At 46.2% G+C, this 18,562-nt stretch carries 15 protein-coding genes; all 15 read right to left on the bottom strand.

Annotated elements, in window-relative coordinates; all coding sequences use genetic code 11:
- Window positions 1–16: 16 nt before the first annotated feature.
- The 15 genes from B7E11_RS05215 to B7E11_RS05285 all read right to left on the bottom strand — a co-directional run bounded on the left by B7E11_RS05215 (window position 17) and on the right by B7E11_RS05285 (window position 18,557).
- The gene (locus B7E11_RS05215) at window positions 17–3,700 is read right to left on the bottom strand and encodes an Ig-like domain-containing protein (RefSeq protein ID WP_080832547.1); all 3,684 of its coding nucleotides are present in this window, start codon (window positions 3,698–3,700) and stop codon (window positions 17–19) included.
- A 144-nt stretch (window positions 3,701–3,844) separates the two neighbouring features.
- Window positions 3,845–5,050: a methionine adenosyltransferase gene (gene metK / locus B7E11_RS05220; RefSeq protein WP_080832548.1), complete on the bottom strand. Its 1,206-nt coding sequence runs from the start codon at window positions 5,048–5,050 to the stop codon at window positions 3,845–3,847.
- A 147-nt stretch (window positions 5,051–5,197) separates the two neighbouring features.
- Entirely contained in the window at window positions 5,198–5,467 is a 270-nt protein-coding gene (locus B7E11_RS05225; protein WP_080832549.1) for an alpha/beta-type small acid-soluble spore protein, read from the bottom strand.
- Between the two features lie 136 nt (window positions 5,468–5,603).
- Window positions 5,604–6,455: a dTDP-4-dehydrorhamnose reductase gene (rfbD, locus tag B7E11_RS05230; protein WP_080832550.1), complete on the bottom strand. Its 852-nt coding sequence runs from the start codon at window positions 6,453–6,455 to the stop codon at window positions 5,604–5,606.
- 4 nt (window positions 6,456–6,459) lie between these two features.
- A complete protein-coding gene (gene rfbB / locus B7E11_RS05235; RefSeq protein ID WP_080832799.1) occupies window positions 6,460–7,476 on the bottom strand; it encodes a dTDP-glucose 4,6-dehydratase in 1,017 nt (338 codons plus the stop codon).
- A gap of 5 nt (window positions 7,477–7,481) precedes the next feature.
- Window positions 7,482–8,042 carry a dTDP-4-dehydrorhamnose 3,5-epimerase gene (gene rfbC, locus B7E11_RS05240; RefSeq protein ID WP_080832551.1) on the bottom strand — a complete coding sequence of 187 codons (561 nt, stop codon included), beginning with the start codon at window positions 8,040–8,042 and terminating at the stop codon, window positions 7,482–7,484.
- Between the two features lie 25 nt (window positions 8,043–8,067).
- The gene (locus B7E11_RS05245; protein ID WP_080832552.1) at window positions 8,068–8,811 is read right to left on the bottom strand and encodes a sugar phosphate nucleotidyltransferase; all 744 of its coding nucleotides are present in this window, start codon (window positions 8,809–8,811) and stop codon (window positions 8,068–8,070) included.
- Between the two features lie 67 nt (window positions 8,812–8,878).
- Window positions 8,879–9,772 carry a decaprenyl-phosphate phosphoribosyltransferase gene (locus B7E11_RS05250; protein ID WP_080832553.1) on the bottom strand — a complete coding sequence of 298 codons (894 nt, stop codon included), beginning with the start codon at window positions 9,770–9,772 and terminating at the stop codon, window positions 8,879–8,881.
- 13 nt (window positions 9,773–9,785) lie between these two features.
- Complete coding sequence (locus B7E11_RS05255; RefSeq protein ID WP_080832554.1) at window positions 9,786–10,187, bottom strand: divergent PAP2 family protein; 402 nt, start codon at window positions 10,185–10,187, stop codon at window positions 9,786–9,788.
- Window positions 10,188–10,204: 17 nt separating this feature from the next.
- Window positions 10,205–11,326, bottom strand: coding sequence for a glycosyltransferase family 4 protein (locus B7E11_RS05260; protein WP_080832555.1), 1,122 nt, complete (start codon window positions 11,324–11,326; stop codon window positions 10,205–10,207).
- 10 nt (window positions 11,327–11,336) lie between these two features.
- Window positions 11,337–11,702 (bottom strand): EamA family transporter, encoded by a 366-nt coding sequence (locus B7E11_RS05265; protein WP_240353523.1) that lies wholly within the window; start codon window positions 11,700–11,702, stop codon window positions 11,337–11,339.
- 29 nt (window positions 11,703–11,731) lie between these two features.
- Window positions 11,732–13,849 carry a hypothetical protein gene (locus tag B7E11_RS05270; RefSeq protein ID WP_080832557.1) on the bottom strand — a complete coding sequence of 706 codons (2,118 nt, stop codon included), beginning with the start codon at window positions 13,847–13,849 and terminating at the stop codon, window positions 11,732–11,734.
- Between the two features lie 16 nt (window positions 13,850–13,865).
- Entirely contained in the window at window positions 13,866–16,226 is a 2,361-nt protein-coding gene (locus tag B7E11_RS05275) for a glycosyltransferase (RefSeq protein ID WP_080832558.1), read from the bottom strand.
- On the bottom strand, window positions 16,223–17,428 hold the full coding sequence (locus B7E11_RS05280; protein ID WP_080832559.1) for a glycosyltransferase family 4 protein: 1,206 nt from the start codon (window positions 17,426–17,428) through the stop codon (window positions 16,223–16,225). Before B7E11_RS05280 ends, B7E11_RS05275 begins: the two co-directional genes overlap by 4 nt.
- A gap of 16 nt (window positions 17,429–17,444) precedes the next feature.
- Complete coding sequence (locus tag B7E11_RS05285; RefSeq protein ID WP_080832560.1) at window positions 17,445–18,557, bottom strand: class I SAM-dependent methyltransferase; 1,113 nt, start codon at window positions 18,555–18,557, stop codon at window positions 17,445–17,447.
- Window positions 18,558–18,562: the final 5 nt, after the last annotated feature.

The following is an 18,562-nucleotide window of genomic DNA, read 5'->3' on the forward strand; positions in this document are numbered from 1 at the left end:
GCCCCGCTTTTGCAAATTAGGATTCGAGCAATTCGGCGTACTCCAGCATTCTCTTGACCATGGCTGCCGCCTCGGCGCGAGAAGCGTTCGACTTCGGCTGGAACTTCGTCGCGGATACGCCGTTCATCACCCCCGCTTCCACATTCCCCGCAACCGCGCTCCTGGCCCAGTTACTCACCGCGTTCCCGTCCGTAAAGCGGGACAAGGTGTTGGCCGAGGAAGAAGGTTGCACGCCGGCATACGTCATCGCGCGCAGCATCATCGTCGCCATCTCTTCACGGGTGATGGAGGCGTTCGGGTTAAATGTGCCTTTCTCGGTGCCTTGAACGATTCCGACGTTGCTGACCGCCCCGATATAGGCCGCGTTCGCCCCGTTCGCGCCGACATCGCCGAACTTGGCCGCGGCGCTTCGATCTCCGGGGAGGCCGAGGCCGCGGGCGATAAACTTCGCGAACTCGGCCCGGGTAATATTCTGGGCGGGAGCGAAGGTCGTCCTCGTCGGACCGTCTACAATAAATTTAGACGCAAGAATCGCCACATCGTTGCGCGCCCAATGCGAATTCATGTCCGAAAAAATCCGGTTTGTTTTTCCAACGACGGCAAAGGTTCCGTTTTCTTTCGCTTCGGTGCTCACTCTGACGCCGTTTGCGGAGCTTTCGATCGAGGTCGGCGCATACACCGCATCGCCGTACTGGTCGTCCCAGCGCACGACGGCCGTCTCCGAAGGGAGCGCCGATGCCGAACCGAGCGCGAACGTCTTTTTCACGCTGCCGCCCGCATTGTAATTGGAAACTTCCCGCTGATTGCCGCCGGATACGACTACCATCGAAAACGCGGCGGCCGTCGCTTGCGGCGTCGCGGTACGGTTTCCGATCGCGGCGGCGAGCGAGCTGTTGGCCGTCTGCTCCATCGTCAAATACAAGTAGGCCGAGGAGACATCGCCGCCGATGAGCGAAAGCTCCTGATTGAAGTCGATCGCGTTCAACGGAATCGTATAGATCAAATTGCCATGCACCACTCGGAACGATGCGCCCGAGTTCATGGAAGCTCCGCTGATCAGCCCGCGGAGCGGCAGTCCGACCATCCCGGCCGTTTCGGTGTCCGGAACTTTGAACGTCAATTGCTGCGCGGTCACCTGTGTCGTGCTCGATTTCAGCATCGCAAGCGAAGTAATCATCTTGTCCGCGTCGATCATGTAGCGGTTGCCCGATTTGCCCGATGCCGTCGTCGAGGAGGCCGTAGAGGCCGCGCTTAACCCGAGCAGCAGTCCGCCCTCCCCGTCCGAATTCAAATAGTCGGGCGCATTCGGGATCGACGACGATTCGTTCGTGACGGTCCGGTTGGAGAAGCCCTCCATCTTGTTTCCGTTCGCATCCTGCAGCGATACCCCCGAATTGAAATAGGTCAGAGTGACCGCCTGGCCGGAGGGAATGGCGGAAGCAAGCGTCAGCGTGACGGTCTGGCCCGAAACGGCGACGCTGCGGACGGTGATGTTGTTCCCGTTCGTTTGCACGACGTACTGCAGCGCGTTCGGAACGACGGATGCGTTCAGCGCGGAAGAGTACGTCAGCGTCAGCGTCGTGCCATTGAGGACCAGGGACGAAAGCGTCGCGCCGCCGGCCGTCGCCGACCCTACGATGATCTGGTAGGCGCTGATCGTTCCCGCCGGGTTGCCCGCAAGATCGGCGATCGCCGGGGATCCGGGAACGTACGTGACCTGAACTTGCTGATTCGCCGACAGCGCCCGGGAAAGCGTCAGCTCTACCGTATTGTTCGCGATGGCGACGGAAGAGACGGTCGCCGCCGTCCCGTTAACGAGCACGGAGAAGCTGGATTTCAACGGAACGCGGGACGGATTCAAACCTTCGCTGAAAACAAGCTTGACCACGCTCCCCGAAGCGGTGCCGGAGACCAGCGTCGGCGGCACGGTATCGGTTGCGTTTTGAACATAGAAGCTGGTGAACGCCGCAACGGCGTTTCCGCTCAAATCGACAAGCGGAGCGGTTCCGGGGGCGTAGCTGACCGCCGCCGCTTCTCCGTTGCCGATCGAGAAGCCGAGCGAAAGAATGACGTTGGCCCCGCTGATCGATACCCCGCTCACTCCGCGGGCGGAACCGCCCACGCTGACCGCGAACTGGGAAGCCGACGGCGTCGTCGCGGCGCTCAGCGATTTGTTGAACGTCAGCGTCAGCGTCGTGCCGCTCACCGTTCCGCTGACGGGCTTGGGCAGCGTTGTATCGGTCGTGTTCGATACCGCTTGCCCATTCAAGGCGGCGGCATTGTTGCCCGATTTGTCCCGCAGCGGACGGTCGCCGATCGTATAGCTCAGCTTGACCGTTTGCCCGACGGTAACGCCGGACTGCAGCACGAGGCGCACTTCTTTGCCGGACACCGCGACGCCGTTCACCTGCCGCGGCACGTCGTTGACGACGACGTAATAGTTGGATGCGTAAGGCACGGACGTTTCGTCCAAATCCTCGTTATACGTCAGCAAAATGTTCGCGCCTTCGATTTTGGCGGACGACAACCCGGGGGCAATCTTGTCGGAGCCGACTGTCTGGAAGGTCCAGCGATGATTGTTCAAGATGCCGGGAAAATAGTTGCCGGACAGATCGGTTACGGCATCGGCCGGAATCTGGACGACGTATTTGGACGCTTGCCTGAACGGCGTATCCGGCGTCAACGTCAGCGCGTTCGGGTTCGAAGGATCGACGCCGATCGTCAGCGGCACATGGTCGGTGCCGCCATCCAGCAGGGCCGTTCCTTTTTGGCCGTTTGCGCCTTGGACCGGCTTGTTGAACGTCATTTTCAAAACTTCGGTTTCTTTCACATAGTTCACGCCCGAAGCCGGCGACACGCTGACGAGCTCGGGAACGTTCGTATCCTTCGTAACGGTAAAACGCCAGGTCGTCGTATCGTTCGCCGCGATTCCCGGATAAAAATTGCCCGCCGCATCGCTCAGCGCGTTGTCTCCGATTTGGACGGCGTATACCATGTTGGCGGCAAACGTTCCCGGAGAGATCGTAATCGTGTCGGTGCCGGCTCCCGAAACCCGGTCGGAGTTCGCCGGAATGACCGTGTCCGTGCCGTTTGACAAGTCCTTGACGATAATGTTTCCGGGGCCCGGAATCACCGCTTCGTTGAACTTAAGCGATAGATTCGTGCCCAGCGAATTGGCGACGCCGTTCGGAGCCGGGGCGTATGTCAGCACCGTCGGAGCGGCCGTATCCCAACCGCCGATCTGAAAATTCCAGGACAGCGGATCGGTAATGCCGGCAAACGGGGCTCCGGCGCCGTTCGTGAAAGCGCCTGCCGGAACGATGACATAATAGCCGCTTCCCCCGGCCAGCAGATTCGCGTCCGGCGTAATCGTCACGGCGGTGGCATTGTAGTTGTATTGAATGTTGGGCGAGTTCGCGGCCACGTTGTATTTCGCAACCGTCTCGAACGTGGCGGAATTTTTGATCTCGATTTCCCCGGAGCCGGCTTTTACGGGTTCGTCGAATTGGATTCGCAGCTTCGTATTGGACGGGACCGAACTTGCGTCGTCGGCCGGGAACAGGGACGTGACGACCGGTCCCCCCGCGGCCGCGATCCGCACCTCCGCGCCCGAAGACGCGGCGCTTGCGCCGGCGGAGGCGAACGTTTGAGCGATAAGGGCGATAACAAGCAGCCATGATAGTTTTCTTGAGCCTGGCAATTCCGTACCTCCTGATTAGGGCAGAGTTTATGTATTATTTCGGTTTTCGCGGACGTATTTATTAGAGAAAACGGCGAAAAACGCAAAAAAGCCGCGTCCCGAAGGTCGGAAGACCCGCGGAATGCGGCTTGCAAGCGAAGATGGTTAAGCCAATACGGCGCCTTTCTTCAGCAGCTCGACCTTATCCAACCGTTCCCAAGGAAGGTCGAGATCGTTGCGGCCAAAGTGGCCGTAAGCGGCCGTTTGACGGTAGATCGGACGGCGCAAATCGAGCATCTTGATGATGCCGGCCGGACGAAGGTCGAAGTTTTCGCGGATCAGCTCCACGAGCTTTTCTTCGGGAACCTTGCCGGTGCCGTAGGTGTCCACATTGATGGAAACCGGCGTCGCGACGCCGATCGCGTAGGCGAGCTGGATTTCGCATTTGTCCGCAAGGCCCGCCGCCACGATGTTCTTCGCCACGTAACGAGCGGCATACGCCGCCGAGCGGTCGACCTTGGTCGGATCCTTGCCGGAAAACGCGCCGCCGCCGTGGCGGGCATAACCGCCATACGTGTCGACGATAATTTTGCGGCCGGTGAGACCGGCGTCGCCTTGCGGGCCGCCGATAACGAATCGTCCGGTCGGATTGATGAAGTATTTCGTTTCCTTATCCAGCCACTCTTCCGGAACGACCGGCGCAATGACGTGCGCGCGGATATCCTGCTGGATTTGCTCGAGCGTTACTTCCTCGGCGTGCTGGGTCGAGATGACGATCGTATCGACGCGAACCGGCTTGCCGTCCTCGTATTCGATCGTGACTTGCGTCTTGCCGTCCGGGCGCAGGTAGTCGAGCGTGCCGTTTTTGCGCACTTCCGACAACCGGCGGGACAGACGGTGAGCCAGCGCGATCGGAAGCGGCATCAGCTCCGGCGTTTCGTTCGTCGCAAAACCGAACATCAAGCCTTGGTCTCCGGCGCCGATGTCCGCGTTTTCCTGCAGGACGTCTTTGCCGTCGCGGCTTTCGAGCGCGGCGTTGACGCCTTGCGCGATGTCCGCGGATTGTTCGTTGAGCGAAGTCAGTACCGCGCAGGTGCTGGCGTCGAAGCCGTATTTCGCGCGGGTATATCCGATTTCGCGAATCGTGCTGCGAACGAGGGATGGAATATCGACATAATCGGCTTTCGTGCTGATTTCGCCGATAACGAGTACGAGTCCAGTGGCAACCGAGACTTCGCAAGCAACGCGGGCGTACGGATCCACTTTAAGAAATGCGTCCAATACCGCATCGGAAATCTGATCGCATATTTTGTCCGGATGGCCTTCCGTGACCGATTCGGACGTGAAGAGATGCCGACCTTTTATCGACATGATCTTCAACCTCCCCTACACAAAAAATGAACCTTTTCCGGTAGGAAAAGGTTGTAAAAGACAGACCTTCTGGAATTAAATAATACCGGAATTGTCGAGGAGTGTCAATTGAACCTGCCGGAACCGGGCGAATGCGCAAGCCTGTTGTTACAGTTGCGTTTGTTGGGCGCGCCGGACGAGCCGTTTCGTAATTTCCCCGCCGACGGATCCCGCTTCCCTTGCCGTCAAATGGCCGAGATAGGAGGAGCCTCCGCCGAATCCCGCTTGCACGCTGCCAAGCTCGCCGGCAAACTCCGCATCCAGCCCGCCCGCGTTTTGGCCGAACGGCACGCCCAGCTCCGAAGCCACTTCGTACTTCATTTGATCCAACGCCGCGCCGCATTCCGGCACCAGCTTCCGGTTTCTTCTGTTTGCCATGTTGGCCGCACCTCCTTGATTGGTTACGGCCTTAGTATGCTCGGGATCGCTTTGCCGAAGGCGTATGACATTCTGGATGCCGGGGCAAAATGTAGCAGATTGGCAAAGGTTAGCCAAATCGCTCGCTCAACTAACCCTAAAGTTCCTTGAGAAACGCGCGAAGCGCCTCGCGCCAGGGCCGCAAGTCCGTAAATCCGTTTTGGCGGATCGCCGCATGATCCATGACCGAATAGGCCGGGCGCGGCGCCGGGCGCGGGAATTGTTCCGTCGTGCAAGGCTCGGTGCGGATCACGATTCCGCTCTCTTCAAAAATCGCCTGCGCGAACTCGTACCAGGAGCAAACTCCCGTATTCGACGCGTGGTAAATCCCGTAAGCCTCGGTCTGCGCCAGCTCGATCAGGAACTTCGCGAGATCGTAGGTATAGGTAGGCGAACCGATCTGATCCTCGACCACCGTCACGGAATCCCGCTCGGCCGCAAGCTTCAGCATCGTCTTGACGAAATTGTTCCCGTACTTGCCGTATACCCAGGACGTTCTCACGATAAAATAACGGTCAGAAAGCGATTGAAGCAGCGCCTCTCCCGCACGTTTGGACTTCCCGTACACCGATTGCGGGTCGGTGTTGTCGTACTCGTTGTAAGGCGAAGTGCCTCTGCCGTTAAAAACGTAGTCGGTGCTCACATAGCAAAGCTTGGCGCCTTGCTCGCGGGCCGCGATCGCCAGGTTGCGGGTACCGAGCGCATTGACCCGATAAGCCTCGTCCGGCTCGGCCTCCGCTTTATCCACCGCCGTATAGGCGGCGGCGTGGATAACGGCATCCGGGCGAACGGCTGCCAACGCTTCGCGGCACTGCTTTAGGTCCGTAATGTCCAGTCGATCCCGGCCATAGCCGACGAGGCGAACCCGGTCGCTACTCATGTGCACGAGTTCTTGCCCTAACTGGCCGTTCGCTCCGGTGACAAGCAGCGTTAACGCATTCCCGCTCATCGCCTCAGCCTCCCAGCCGTTCCCCGTACTGCTTTTCGTAGTATGCCTTATATGCGCCCGAACGAACCTGCTCCATCCATTCCTTGTTGCTCAAATACCAACGAATCGTCTCCACGATGCCGGACTCGTAGTTGAATTTCGGATTCCAGCCGAGCTCGTTGCGGATTTTGGTCGCGTCGATCGCATAGCGGCGATCGTGCCCCAAACGATCCGTTACGTAAGTAATGAGCGATTCCGGCTTGTTCAATTCGTTCAGAATCGTTTGGACGACTTGGATATTCGTCCGCTCATTGTTGCCGCCGACGTTGTAAACTTCTCCGTTGACGCCTTTGCGAATGACCAGATCAATCGCGCTGCAATGATCCTCGACGTACAGCCAGTCGCGCACGTTGAGCCCGTCGCCGTACACCGGCAGCGGCTTATCCTCAAGCGCGTTCTGGATCATGAGCGGGATGAGCTTTTCCGGGAATTGATACGGGCCGTAGTTGTTCGAACAGCGGGTGATGTTCACCGGCAGGCCGAACGTCTCGTGGTAGGCGCGAACAAGTAAGTCCGCTCCCGCTTTACTCGCCGAGTAAGGACTGTTTGGAGCGAGCGGCGTCGTCTCGGAGAACAACCCGGTTTCGCCAAGCGTCCCGTACACTTCGTCGGTGGACACTTGAACGAACTTCCGGATTTTGTATTGCTTGGCCAGCTCGAGCAGCGTTTGCGTGCCGAGAATATTCGTTTTCACGAAGACGTCCGGCTCCAGAATGCTGCGGTCCACATGCGATTCCGCCGCGAAGTTGACGACCACGTCAATGCCCTGCTCGAACAAAGGCTCAAGCGCCTTGCGATCGGTAATATCTATCTTCGCGAACTTATAATTCGGATTTCCCTCGACTGCACGGAGGTTTTCCAAATTGCCCGCATAAGTCAAACTGTCTACGTTGATGACGATATCTTCCGGATGCTCCCGCAGCACATAATGCACGAAGTTGCTTCCGATAAAACCGGCTCCGCCGGTCACGAGTAACTTCATCAATTTTAATCAACCCCATATACGAAATTGTTTTCTGCGTCGGCCAATTTCGAATGGCGGCTGTCTTTGTCGGAAAGAATAGGTTGGACAACTGGCCAATCAATGCCCAAATCGGGATCGTTCCATGCTATACCCCGATCATGTTCGGACGAATAAAATTCATCAACTTTATAAAGTACTTCTGTCTGCGGTACCAATGTACAAAAACCGTGAGCAAATCCTTTAGGAACAAACAGTTGACGTTTATTGGCGGATGTCAAAATAAAAGCTTCCCATTGCCCAAAGGTAGGAGATCCGTCCCGGATATCCACCACCACGTCGTAAATGGCTCCTGCAATTACTCTGACCAGTTTCGATTGAGCTCTGGGATTCAATTGATAATGCAATCCCCGAAGAACACCCGCTTCAGAAGAAAACGAATGGTTATCCTGAACGAACTCACAAGCAATACCCGATTCCGAAAACCGCCCAGCATGATAAGATTCCAAAAAAAAGCCACGCTGATCTCCATGCACAACCGGATCAATTAGTTTGATGCCGGGCAACTTGCTGTCCGACACTTTCATCGTTAAGTTCCACCGCCTTGAAGTCCTATCCTTTAATCGTTGCGAACCCGTCGTCAAAAAGGATATCCTTGGCTAATTCATTTGCCTTTCGGTAGGAATCGTAAGTCCCTGCATCGGTCCACCATCCCTGTAGGATATCATACAACAACTCATTTTTGGAAATGTACGCGTTGTTGACGTCTGTAATTTCCAGTTCTCCGCGTTTGGACGGCTTCAACGTACGAATAATGTCGAAGACGCGCGCATCAAACATATATATGCCGGTAACTGCAAATTGGCTCTTCGGCCGCAACGGCTTTTCCTCGATAGATACAATCCTGGTTCCATTCAATTCAGGCACTCCGTATCTATTCGGATCTGGCACTTTCTGGATAAGAATTTTCGCTCCTTTCTCCTGTTTGCGAAAACTGTCTACATATGGTGCAATGCTATCGGAAAACACATTGTCTCCTAAGATAACGATCATGGAGTCATTGCCGACGAATTGCTCCGCAAGACCCAACGCTTGAGCGATGCCCCCTGCTTCATCTTGCACTTTATAAGTAAACGTAACGCCCATCTCCCGACCGCTCCCGAGCAAGTTAACAACATCGCCCATGTGTTCCTTGCCAGTAACTATAAGAATGTCGGTAATATTTGCTTCTTTTAACTTTGCAATGGAGTGAAAAATCATGGGGTATCTGCCTATAGGGAGAAGATGTTTATTTGTGACCTTGGTAAGAGGAAACAACCTTGAACCGGTCCCTCCAGCAAGTATAATGCCTTTCATATTCGGGGGCCCCCTCAAGATGAAAAGAGCATGACATACTTTCACCATGCTCTTGGTCGATTCTCTATTATAAAAACTGCTTAATAACTATAATGCTAACAGCAAAAATAATGACAGTCAAAAGAATATGCCGATCGTTTGTAAGTATATCCTCAGGTTTTCCTCCTGATTTTTCAATATGAATAAGATAATAATAACGAAATACCCCGTACAGCACGATAGGAATGGTTAACATCATGGCTTGTCCCTGTTCGGCAGCATACATGGAGTAAAACATAATTAATACCGCAGTTATAATCCCCATTAGCTGGTCAAGTAAATTGACAGTATAAAAATCAAGTACTTTTCTTCGTCTGGTCGGGTCCTCGTTAAATAGTTCGAGTTCATGCCGGCGTTTACCCAATGCCAGAAATAAAGATAGGCCCAGCGTACATAATATAAACCATGAAGTCAGCACTCCTCCTACCGCCAGAGCACCCGCAACGGTCCGTAAAACAAAGCCTAAAGCAATAATCATCACATCAATAATAACCACATGCTTCAAGCGAAAACTATAAAGCAGATTGATAATAAAATATAACAGTAATACACCGACCATATACGTATTAATAAAAAATGATAATAGGATGGACGCTATAAAGGTGAGAATTCCTACAATTATAGCCGTTGGAACGGAGATTGCTCCCGAAGCTATTGGTCTGTGACACTTTTCTGGGTGCAGCTTATCCTTTTCAATATCTACCAAGTCATTAATAATATAAATTGTACTTGCCATTAAACAAAACGAAATAAATGCAAGAAAAGCATTTGCAAAGACAAAGTAATTCAAAAACTCCCCCGCAAAAATTGCTGACGCAAAGACGAGTAAATTTTTTGTCCATTGTTTGGGCCGCAATTCTTTAAGAATCTCAATAAAAACATTTGTCTTCGCTTCTTTAAGGATAACCGTGCGAGAATCCAACTCTTCACCGCCTCTACATTAAAAGATGCAGGATATAACCTACACCTGTTCCTACCGTTAAGCCACCTATAACTTCAAATTTCGTATGTCCGACCCTCTCTCTGTGCCTTACTCCCGTATCTTTGATAAATTTATTTATACTTTCGGCATGCTGGCCCACATACTTTCTTAATCCCGTTGCATCAAAAATCACAATGAGAATTACGGCAATACCTAGCCCAAATACCGGGGAGCTCAATCCTTCCTGAAAACCAATGAGAGCTGTGACCGAAGTTACAGTGGTTGTATGATTGCTTGGAAATCCACCATTGCCTATAAGTCTTTTGGCCTCCTTGCCATGGCGTATATAATTTATTAAATATTTTATCACACCCGCTATTATCCAACCTATTACCGGAGCAAAAAAATAATACAATGCAGCGCTCCTCCCGTTTAAATATTTTGGTTTTTTTGAAATAAAGCAATGTACTTCTTAACAGCACTTTCTATTCCAAAACGTTCCTCAACAACGGTTCTTTCCTTAATATAAACCTCTTTATTTAAAATTACATCGATTATGCCAGCAGCCAAAGCTTCGACATTCGAAACTTCAACAATTCTCCCCATCCCCGTTTGTCTAACGATTTCCCGCACGCCAGGAAGATTCGACGCAACTACAGGAACACCTGATAGCATGGCTTCAACTTGAACCATTCCAAATGCTTCTAAGGAGTTTATGCTTGGAAGAACAAAGAGATCCAGGGAATTGTAAAAATCTTTAAGCTGTCTTTGCGTCAATTTCCCTAAAAAAGTCACATAGGATTCATCCCAACCTATGGTTTCTTTAAGCTTATCATACACACTCCCACCCGCAACCGCTTTATAATCTCCGGCGATTAAGAATCTAGCGTTCGGAATGGACTTTTTTACTATTGGCGCGGCCTTTAAGAGTATATCAATTCCTTTCTCCTCTACAATCCTTCCGCAGAAACCAATATTTATATAATTCGAAACATCCGTTTTTGTCTGATTAGAAATTTCTTTATAAAATGGCGATGTTGGATGGATCTCCTGCAGTTTGTCTTCATACCTAGGGAGAATTCTGGAATATCGGGCATAATCTTTGCTGGAAACGACTATACTGGATGCTTTTTTTAAACTTACCACAGATGAAAGATCCATTGCCTTGGTTATTAAACGGCCAAAGAGAGAAGGCGATAAATTTATATCACAGTGATAAGTAAGCACCAGTTTCCTCTCAGGAGTTAACCGACCAAATAACCCCGCTTCAGCCATTGGCAGATGCAAATTTACAACGTCTGCATTTTTTTTTAATGCCATAAATGAAAAAATAAACGAAGGACTGATATAACCTTTGCTTATATGAAACAATATATTTTTGCGAATTACCTTTACCCCGTTTATCGTTTCAAATCCTGCCAAATCTTTTTTATGTTTAGAGGTTAATACTGTAACATCATGATCTTTTGCCAATTCTTCAGCTAGCGAACGGGCACATTCCGAAAGACCGCTAATGTATGGCCAATAATAATTTAACACGATTAATATCTTCATTATTTTAAGATTATCCTTTCAGGGTAATTAGTACAACTCCCGCGACAATTATAAACACCCCTAAAATGCGGTACATATTAATCGCTTCCTGAAATACATAATAGCCGATAACCAAAGAAAAAATGTAGTTCACGGACAGTAACGGATTTACAAAGCTAAGATCATATTTTGATAAAACTATAATCCATAATAGAGCGCTGACGAAGTACATAAATAAACCAATTAGGATATAAGGGTTGAATATCACCGCAAGCCCTGCAAGGATATCTCCATTGGCCAACGCCGAGATTCGAGATGTCTCTTTCATGGCTCCGTATTTGATCAAGGGAGGGCCGCTTGCACCTGTCAGCAAAATAAAGAAAATGATAGCTATCATTTTTAGCAATGTTGTTCCTCTTCCCTAAGTTATTGTCGAATCAAGTTTAAATCTTGTATGGCGATCCCCAATTCTCTTGGATCCTCCCCTACTTTTACATAACCCTCTTTAATTTCAAAGCTGATTTTCCGATTATCGGTAAACGAAATTGGCTTTGTGAAATAAACCGATGATTGGGTGATCAACAGTTCGTCTATTTTCTTGTCATCCACGTAAATTTCAAGCGTTCGTTGTTGGACACTGGGAGGAAGATGAGCCATAAATTGCAACACAAAGTTGCCCTGCGTATGTTCACCTAAGGAGAGAGAAAAATTGCTTGTTGTCCAACGCGTTGGTACCCCATTCCAATCCTCCATGCCATGCCAGCCCTCGAAAAGAAACAACTTAGCATCCTTATACAAAGTAAACTCAGAATTGTTCCATAAAGTTTCTCCATTCCTCTTAATAATGTCATTTTTTTTATTCGTAAGTACATAGTTTGGTTTAAAATCCGCTAGATGAAAAGGAGCAAAATACGAACCGGGTTCTTGAAAGAGTATTTTTCTGTCTCGCAAAAAATAGGACAGCAGGTGCTGATCATTCATATTAAAGCCATCTAACAATACGATCTCATCTTCCGGAATAAGCTTCTTCATTGCCTCTAGCTCCAAATATTCATTTGTAACGAGTTCCCCCTCCTTGACTATAACATTCCCTAATTTATAGATTTGCGCTGCGTTTGCCAAACACAGGCATAAAATTACGGAAATGGCGATAACCTTTCGAAACCTAGAAAATACACCAGCTAGTTTATACAAGCCTATAGAGAAAAGCAAAATAATAAACGGTTGGGCAAACATTAAAGTTTTATAGTATCCGTATGAAAATTTATTGATAAATGTTAAATAAATAAGCAACGCCATTATGAATCCTACAAATATGGCTAAATACGTTCTAATCGGTTTTTCAACTTTTATAAGTCCTATAAACGTTATTAGTAGTAATATACCGGCAATAGTACTTAAAATAAGGGATGGACTTCCGTAGTCCAGCGTCTTTATGCCAAAAATCATCAGAACTTGGTTCCAAAAGGGGATATAATCCACAATTCCTGTTGCATTTTGTGTTGAAGTAAATGCAAACAGATTGTATCTAACTGCCAAATAAATAGAAACCGGATTAAGTACAACAATCCCGGCAACAAGATAAAGAATTAACTTAGAATACGATTTAAAACTCTGTCTATTCTTCAAAACAAGCAGAACAACAAACAATGAAAAGGGAACAATCAAATAAGCCGTATACTCACTATAGATAGCAAACAATGCTGATATACTTAAACAGACGTAAGGGACCATTTTAGTATTTTCATCGATGAAAATTTTATATAATAACCCGAAGGATAAAACAAAGAAAGCATTCCCCCCAATTTGAGGCATATATTGGGTGGTGAACATCCAATATAAAAACGTATTAAGCGTGACCAAAACGGTAGCAGTATAGGTTACGGGTTTAGTTAAATTAAAACAGTGTCTGCATGTATAATATATCGCCACAGAAAGGAGGATAACGAAAAAGCAGGAAATCACATTGAAAGTTTGTACTGCCCCAATTCCAAACAGGTTCATTCCAATTGTATTTAAGTAGTCCGCCCCAACACGTGAGTACCTGGAAAAATGAATCTCTGCGATCGAGTAGAACGGATGCAACCCATCCGAAACGGATGGAGCAAAGTAACTCATATTTATTAACCACTCTGGAATAGATAAATAAAATATCAAATCATTATTAATACTTGAAAAAGATGTAGGAAAACCACTCACAATGCTTGGTAGACCGTAAACCAAAAAAATAACCAAAAAAAGAAAAGTGACCCCATATATTTCTTTATTTAAGCTCACATTAATACCTTTAAGAGAAAATAAAAAATGAATCAGCAGTATAATGCTGACAACAAATAATATAGGAATAATAAATTTTGAACCGTAAAACAAGCCAAAACTTTGTATTACGGAAATAAGAATGGATACTCCCATGAAAGGCAAAAGAATAAAAGATTCATTTTTAAAATCTCCGGTCAATCCCGAGACTTTACGAAGTCTTAAGATTGTTCCGAATAGAAAGGTAAAACCCAAATAAAATAAAAGAAGCGCCAAAGTAGTTAACATTACTATTCCCCTTCATTTATTTACGCAAAATAAAGTGCGAGATTTCCTTTGTCGTATTCTTAAAATCACAAGATTTAATAAATTCAAGAGCACGCTGACTCATATCACTTCTTATCCCTTTATTATTTACCAATTCCAGTAAGTATGCTAACAATAACTCCTCCTCATAAACATCGCAGTCGACCTTCCAAACACAATTATCCGGATATTCTTGATATGAACCTACATTCGAAACGATACAAGGAATACCGTAGCCTAGTGCACGCGTTAAAGTTCCCGAAGTCTCTCCCATAGTTGGCCATCTTAAGTTAATACATAGATTACTAGCCATAATATATCGCTTGAAATCTATAATATCCGGCGAATAAATAAATTTCACATTATGTGAAATGCCAAAATGTTTTACGAGCTTTAACAAATCCTGCTTTACATTTTGTTCAGCGTGACCAACTATATATAAATCCGTGTTCGGATTTGTTTTTAATAAACTTGCAAAACATCGAATGATAACATCTATCCGCTTGTTTGGAATCATATTACCAAACACGCCGATAGTAAATTTTTTGGGATCCATTCTGAGATGGTTTCTCATCTCATCCACTTGAGGCGATTCTAGGCTTGGATCGAAAGCAACCCCATGCGGAACGACTTTAATATCGCCGGTAAATGAAGCTGATGTTTCTATCGTTTCCTTTAGCCATTTGCTATGAACGATCAAACCATTGCTTAAATCAACAACTTTGTGGAATAACGGGAATTGCTGACTATTCGGATACGTGCCGTTCTCTAATAGCTGTCTGCCTGCTTCAAATCCTTCCGGGCCATATGCATAAGTTAGTTCATTACGGAATTGTTCTTTAAATCCTTTTACAAACGTAGTATGCATAAAGAACCCAAAAAGATTCAAATCATGCAGCAAAACCGTTCCCGGGTATTTCTTAAGCAATTCGTAAATCCAATCGTGCAACTCATTATTTCCCATATGATAGAGACGATAGGAAATGGAGTCTAACCTCGACTGTTGTTTTTTTACATCAATAACTTCAAAGTTCTCCGATATAAATGCATTTGACGGTGTTATACCATTTACAATTATTTTAATTTCAAAATAATCTCTAAGATAGATCAACATTTCTTCGCTGTAATCTGCTATTCCGGATACTTGAGGAGCAAGCGGACTAACGAATGCCAATATTGGCTTGCCGTTTGTCGTTTCCTCCATTATATTATTCAAAAGTTTTTTTAAAGTTTGCATACTATCAAGCGTTACGTTATTCCAATTAAAAAATTGGGATTGCTTTAAGCTTTTCTCCTTCAATTGTTGCTTGACCGTTGAATCCTCCAAAACACTATGGAGGGCCTGAACCAATTCCTCATCATCATCAGGTTTGACCAATATAGCAGCCTCTCCGGCTACTTCTACTAATGAGGAGCAATTTGTCGTTATAACAGGAGCCCCTACCCTCATCGCTTCCAATACGGGCAAACCAAAGCCTTCGTAAAGGGAGGGAAAAACAAATACTTCACATTCTCTATATAATGCAACCAAACATTCTTCGCTCACAAAACCCAAAAAGATAATTCTGTCAACCGGAGCATTTATAGATGATGCGTATTGTTTAAATTCGTTTTGTTCAAGATCATTCTTTATCCCGCTAATCACTAACTTTAGTTCGGGATATGCGGAAGATATATTAGAAAAAGCTTTGATAAGACCCTTATTATTTTTTCTAACATCATATCCAGTTAAAGAATAAATAAAAGGAGAACTCAAGCCTAATTCTTCCTCAAGAATATCAGGTTCCATGCCGGTTCTTGAATTCTGATACAATTCCTCATTGGTTGACGCATAAATCACTTCAATCCTGCCTGGGTTAATACTTAATCTCTGGACCAAATCGTTCTTGGAGGCTTGGGATATCGTTAAAATTAAATCGGCCTTCGAAACGATTTTACATCGTTCGTCATAGATTTTTCTAATATGATCAGGCCAAGTGTCATAGTAATGTTCCTTCATTATAATCGGGATTAGGTCGTAAACAAGGTAGGTTTTTTTTACCTTTAATTGCGTCATATCAGGCACTTCAATATCGAACATAAATGGACTGGTAAAATGGATAATATCTATCTTGTTTCTCAATATAAATTCGTTAATATCTGATTCTTCCCAATATTGATCTCGATTGATCCTATCATCCAACGAAAGAAATTCCGAAACAAACGTAAATTGCCATGTATTGTTTTTTTTTCTCATTAGGAAAAAACGCGATGCTTTATCCTTGGTAACGATATTTTTAAGCCAATTATAAGTATAAATGCCTATGCCTCTATTTTTTTCATTTGTATATAAAGTTTGCACATCAATAAGCAGCCTCATGAAATCAATTCCTCCTTATTAAAACCCTTGGAGTCAAAAAAATTTAATATACGTTCTGCTGTTTTGGGCCACGTATAAAACTGCTCAACATATTGGCGGCCTTTCTCTCCCATTTCCTTAAGATTGAGCTTTGGAGATGAAAACTCTTGCATCAAATTTTTAAAGCTTTCATAATCCTTATAGAATGATCCGCCGCCACTCCTCACGCAGTGTCCCTTTGTTACTGCACATAATTCATGAACGATAACCGGAGTGCCACAAAGCCAACTTTCCATAATTACAATTGAAAAGCTCTCCATTAGCGATGGCTGGATGAGTGCAAGAGCTCCTGCCATCGCATCGTATTTATCCTGATCATCTACTTCTCCAATGTGAACAATGTTAGGAGAGTTTTTCATCACTTCAACAAGCTGTTCCTCTCCCTTGCCTACAAATACGAGCTTAACGTCCGGGCGAATCTCTTCATTGTAACGAGAAAAAAATTCAAGAAGCTGGGGAACATTCTTCCCAGATACTTGACGTCCAACATATACAAAATAGTCGCCACTAATTTTATACTTTTGTTTAAATGTCTCCGGGTTAGGCTTTGATGCAAGCTCTACTCCTCCACCTGAAACAATGCAGTCTTCTTCAGCAATTCCATGCAACTGCAAAGTAAATTCTTTTTCCTCTATTGTATTGAACAATAAACCTTGTGACCGCTGAAACATATGACCGATTGAACTGAAATAAGCCATATCCTCATCATGTACACAGGGTACAATGAAAGAGTGGGATGGCTTGATTTTACTCCCCCAAAAGGTAGTTCCATAAAGATATGGAATAAAAATAAAGATATACTCATTTGCATTATTATCTATAAAATTATACATTGAGTCACTGTTGACCGTTTCCAGCAATAACTGCATTTCTTCTGTATAAGACAATTTATTTTTTTGTATCATCTTCCCCATTAACTGCTCGTATAACTCCAGATTTCTTTTTCTTAGGGAAAACCGTCTAATTTTTAACTCACCTACAACGGATAAACCCTCATTATAATAGTCCTTCCCCCAGTCCCAAAAAGAATCTCTGCCACAAGTAGTCAGAATCTCAACATTACAACCCGCATTCAATAAACTCTTGGCAATCCCGCCGGCAAATCGCTCTGCCCCTCCAGAAATACTATCCGAGAACCATGGAGTAACAACTGCAATTTTCATATAACTCTCCCAATAATTATTTTTTTAAGACAAGAGAAAAATTGTAGAAGTGATTGGCTTCATTTATTTTCGGAACAATTTCCTCACTCAAAAAAGAAGCTACTACCGTGAAGCCTGTTATTTCAAACAAGTGCTTTAATGCCTCCGGGAAAAGAGGTTTTTCGTGTGTTGGGTCCAGGTAATATACATTATGCATTACATAAGTTGAAGTAGTATTCGGAGTCTCAATTACAAGAGTTCCGTCTTTTTTTAACTTTCTATAAAGTAATTGAATAAATTCTATTTTATGCTTGACAGATAAATGTTCAATGACGTGTCCGACAAATATACCGTCCAAACAGCTATCCTTGGCCTCCGATAGGAAATTAAGCACATCGTTGACTTCAGCTTGGAAGCCTTTGGAGACACATTCCTCAATTAAGCGTGGGTTAGAGTCAACTCCGTATCCGCGAATTCCATGCTCTTGAAGTAGTTCTAGGAAGTAACCTTTCCCGCACCCCAAATCAACTACCACTTCGCTATTTTGAAAATATGGCATATATTTCGAATAGATTCGCTTTACTTCGTCTGGCTCTGCACTAAATTTATTTGCAAATGTGGAATAATCGAAATCCATTCTTTTTTCATCTTCAATCTGTTTCTTAACTTTTAGCAATTCGTCTCTCAGTGCATGGAGCAGTTCATCCTGTTTAAATAATTCATTTTGTAATGAAGCATTCTTTTCCTTAAGATGAGAAATAACTCTCGTCTGAATATTAAGCGCTTCAACAGCTGCATTTAATCCAAACCATATTTCTTGATTCAAGTACTTTTGTTGATGTGAGAAAACATCTACATACCATTTTGTAAATAATCGGGTTCCGAATTTCCGAATCGGAACAAGTACTTTTCCTAATAATTTAAATCTTGATACTAACTGAGGTTCTACAAAAGCGACGGGCATATTGGGGGTTACCCGCTGAGATAATCTTTTTAATTGCTGATTTAGCTTTTGCATTTGCTCTCCAACCGGTGTGCTATCCTGCAGCTCATTAATTGAAGGTTCATTTTCAAGGAAATTTACCTTATCTTGGCGCACGACAGTTCTTATTTGATTCATAACATCCCCAGGGGTGAATGTTTTTCTCATGGTAT

The sequence above is a fragment of the Cohnella massiliensis genome (assembly GCF_900169535.1).
In the GTDB taxonomy this organism is placed as follows: Bacteria; Bacillota; Bacilli; order Paenibacillales; family Paenibacillaceae; genus Cohnella; species Cohnella algarum.

What these genes read in the sequence shown, in the direction of transcription:
- metK (WP_080832548.1), bottom strand. Translation starts at nt 5,050, where the DNA reads ATGTCGATAAAAGGTCGGCATCTCTTCACGTCCGAATCGGTCACGGAA.
- B7E11_RS05225 (WP_080832549.1), bottom strand. Translation starts at nt 5,467, where the DNA reads ATGGCAAACAGAAGAAACCGGAAGCTGGTGCCGGAATGCGGCGCGGCG.
- rfbD (WP_080832550.1), bottom strand. Translation starts at nt 6,455, where the DNA reads ATGAGCGGGAATGCGTTAACGCTGCTTGTCACCGGAGCGAACGGCCAG.
- rfbB (WP_080832799.1), bottom strand. Translation starts at nt 7,476, where the DNA reads ATGAAGTTACTCGTGACCGGCGGAGCCGGTTTTATCGGAAGCAACTTC.
- rfbC (WP_080832551.1), bottom strand. Translation starts at nt 8,042, where the DNA reads ATGAAAGTGTCGGACAGCAAGTTGCCCGGCATCAAACTAATTGATCCG.
- B7E11_RS05245 (WP_080832552.1), bottom strand. Translation starts at nt 8,811, where the DNA reads ATGAAAGGCATTATACTTGCTGGAGGGACCGGTTCAAGGTTGTTTCCT.
- B7E11_RS05260 (WP_080832555.1), bottom strand. Translation starts at nt 11,326, where the DNA reads ATGAAGATATTAATCGTGTTAAATTATTATTGGCCATACATTAGCGGT.
- B7E11_RS05265 (WP_240353523.1), bottom strand. Translation starts at nt 11,702, where the DNA reads ATGATAGCTATCATTTTCTTTATTTTGCTGACAGGTGCAAGCGGCCCT.
- B7E11_RS05270 (WP_080832557.1), bottom strand. Translation starts at nt 13,849, where the DNA reads ATGTTAACTACTTTGGCGCTTCTTTTATTTTATTTGGGTTTTACCTTT.
- B7E11_RS05275 (WP_080832558.1), bottom strand. Translation starts at nt 16,226, where the DNA reads ATGAGGCTGCTTATTGATGTGCAAACTTTATATACAAATGAAAAAAAT.
- B7E11_RS05280 (WP_080832559.1), bottom strand. Translation starts at nt 17,428, where the DNA reads ATGAAAATTGCAGTTGTTACTCCATGGTTCTCGGATAGTATTTCTGGA.
- B7E11_RS05285 (WP_080832560.1), bottom strand. Translation starts at nt 18,557, where the DNA reads ATGAGAAAAACATTCACCCCTGGGGATGTTATGAATCAAATAAGAACT.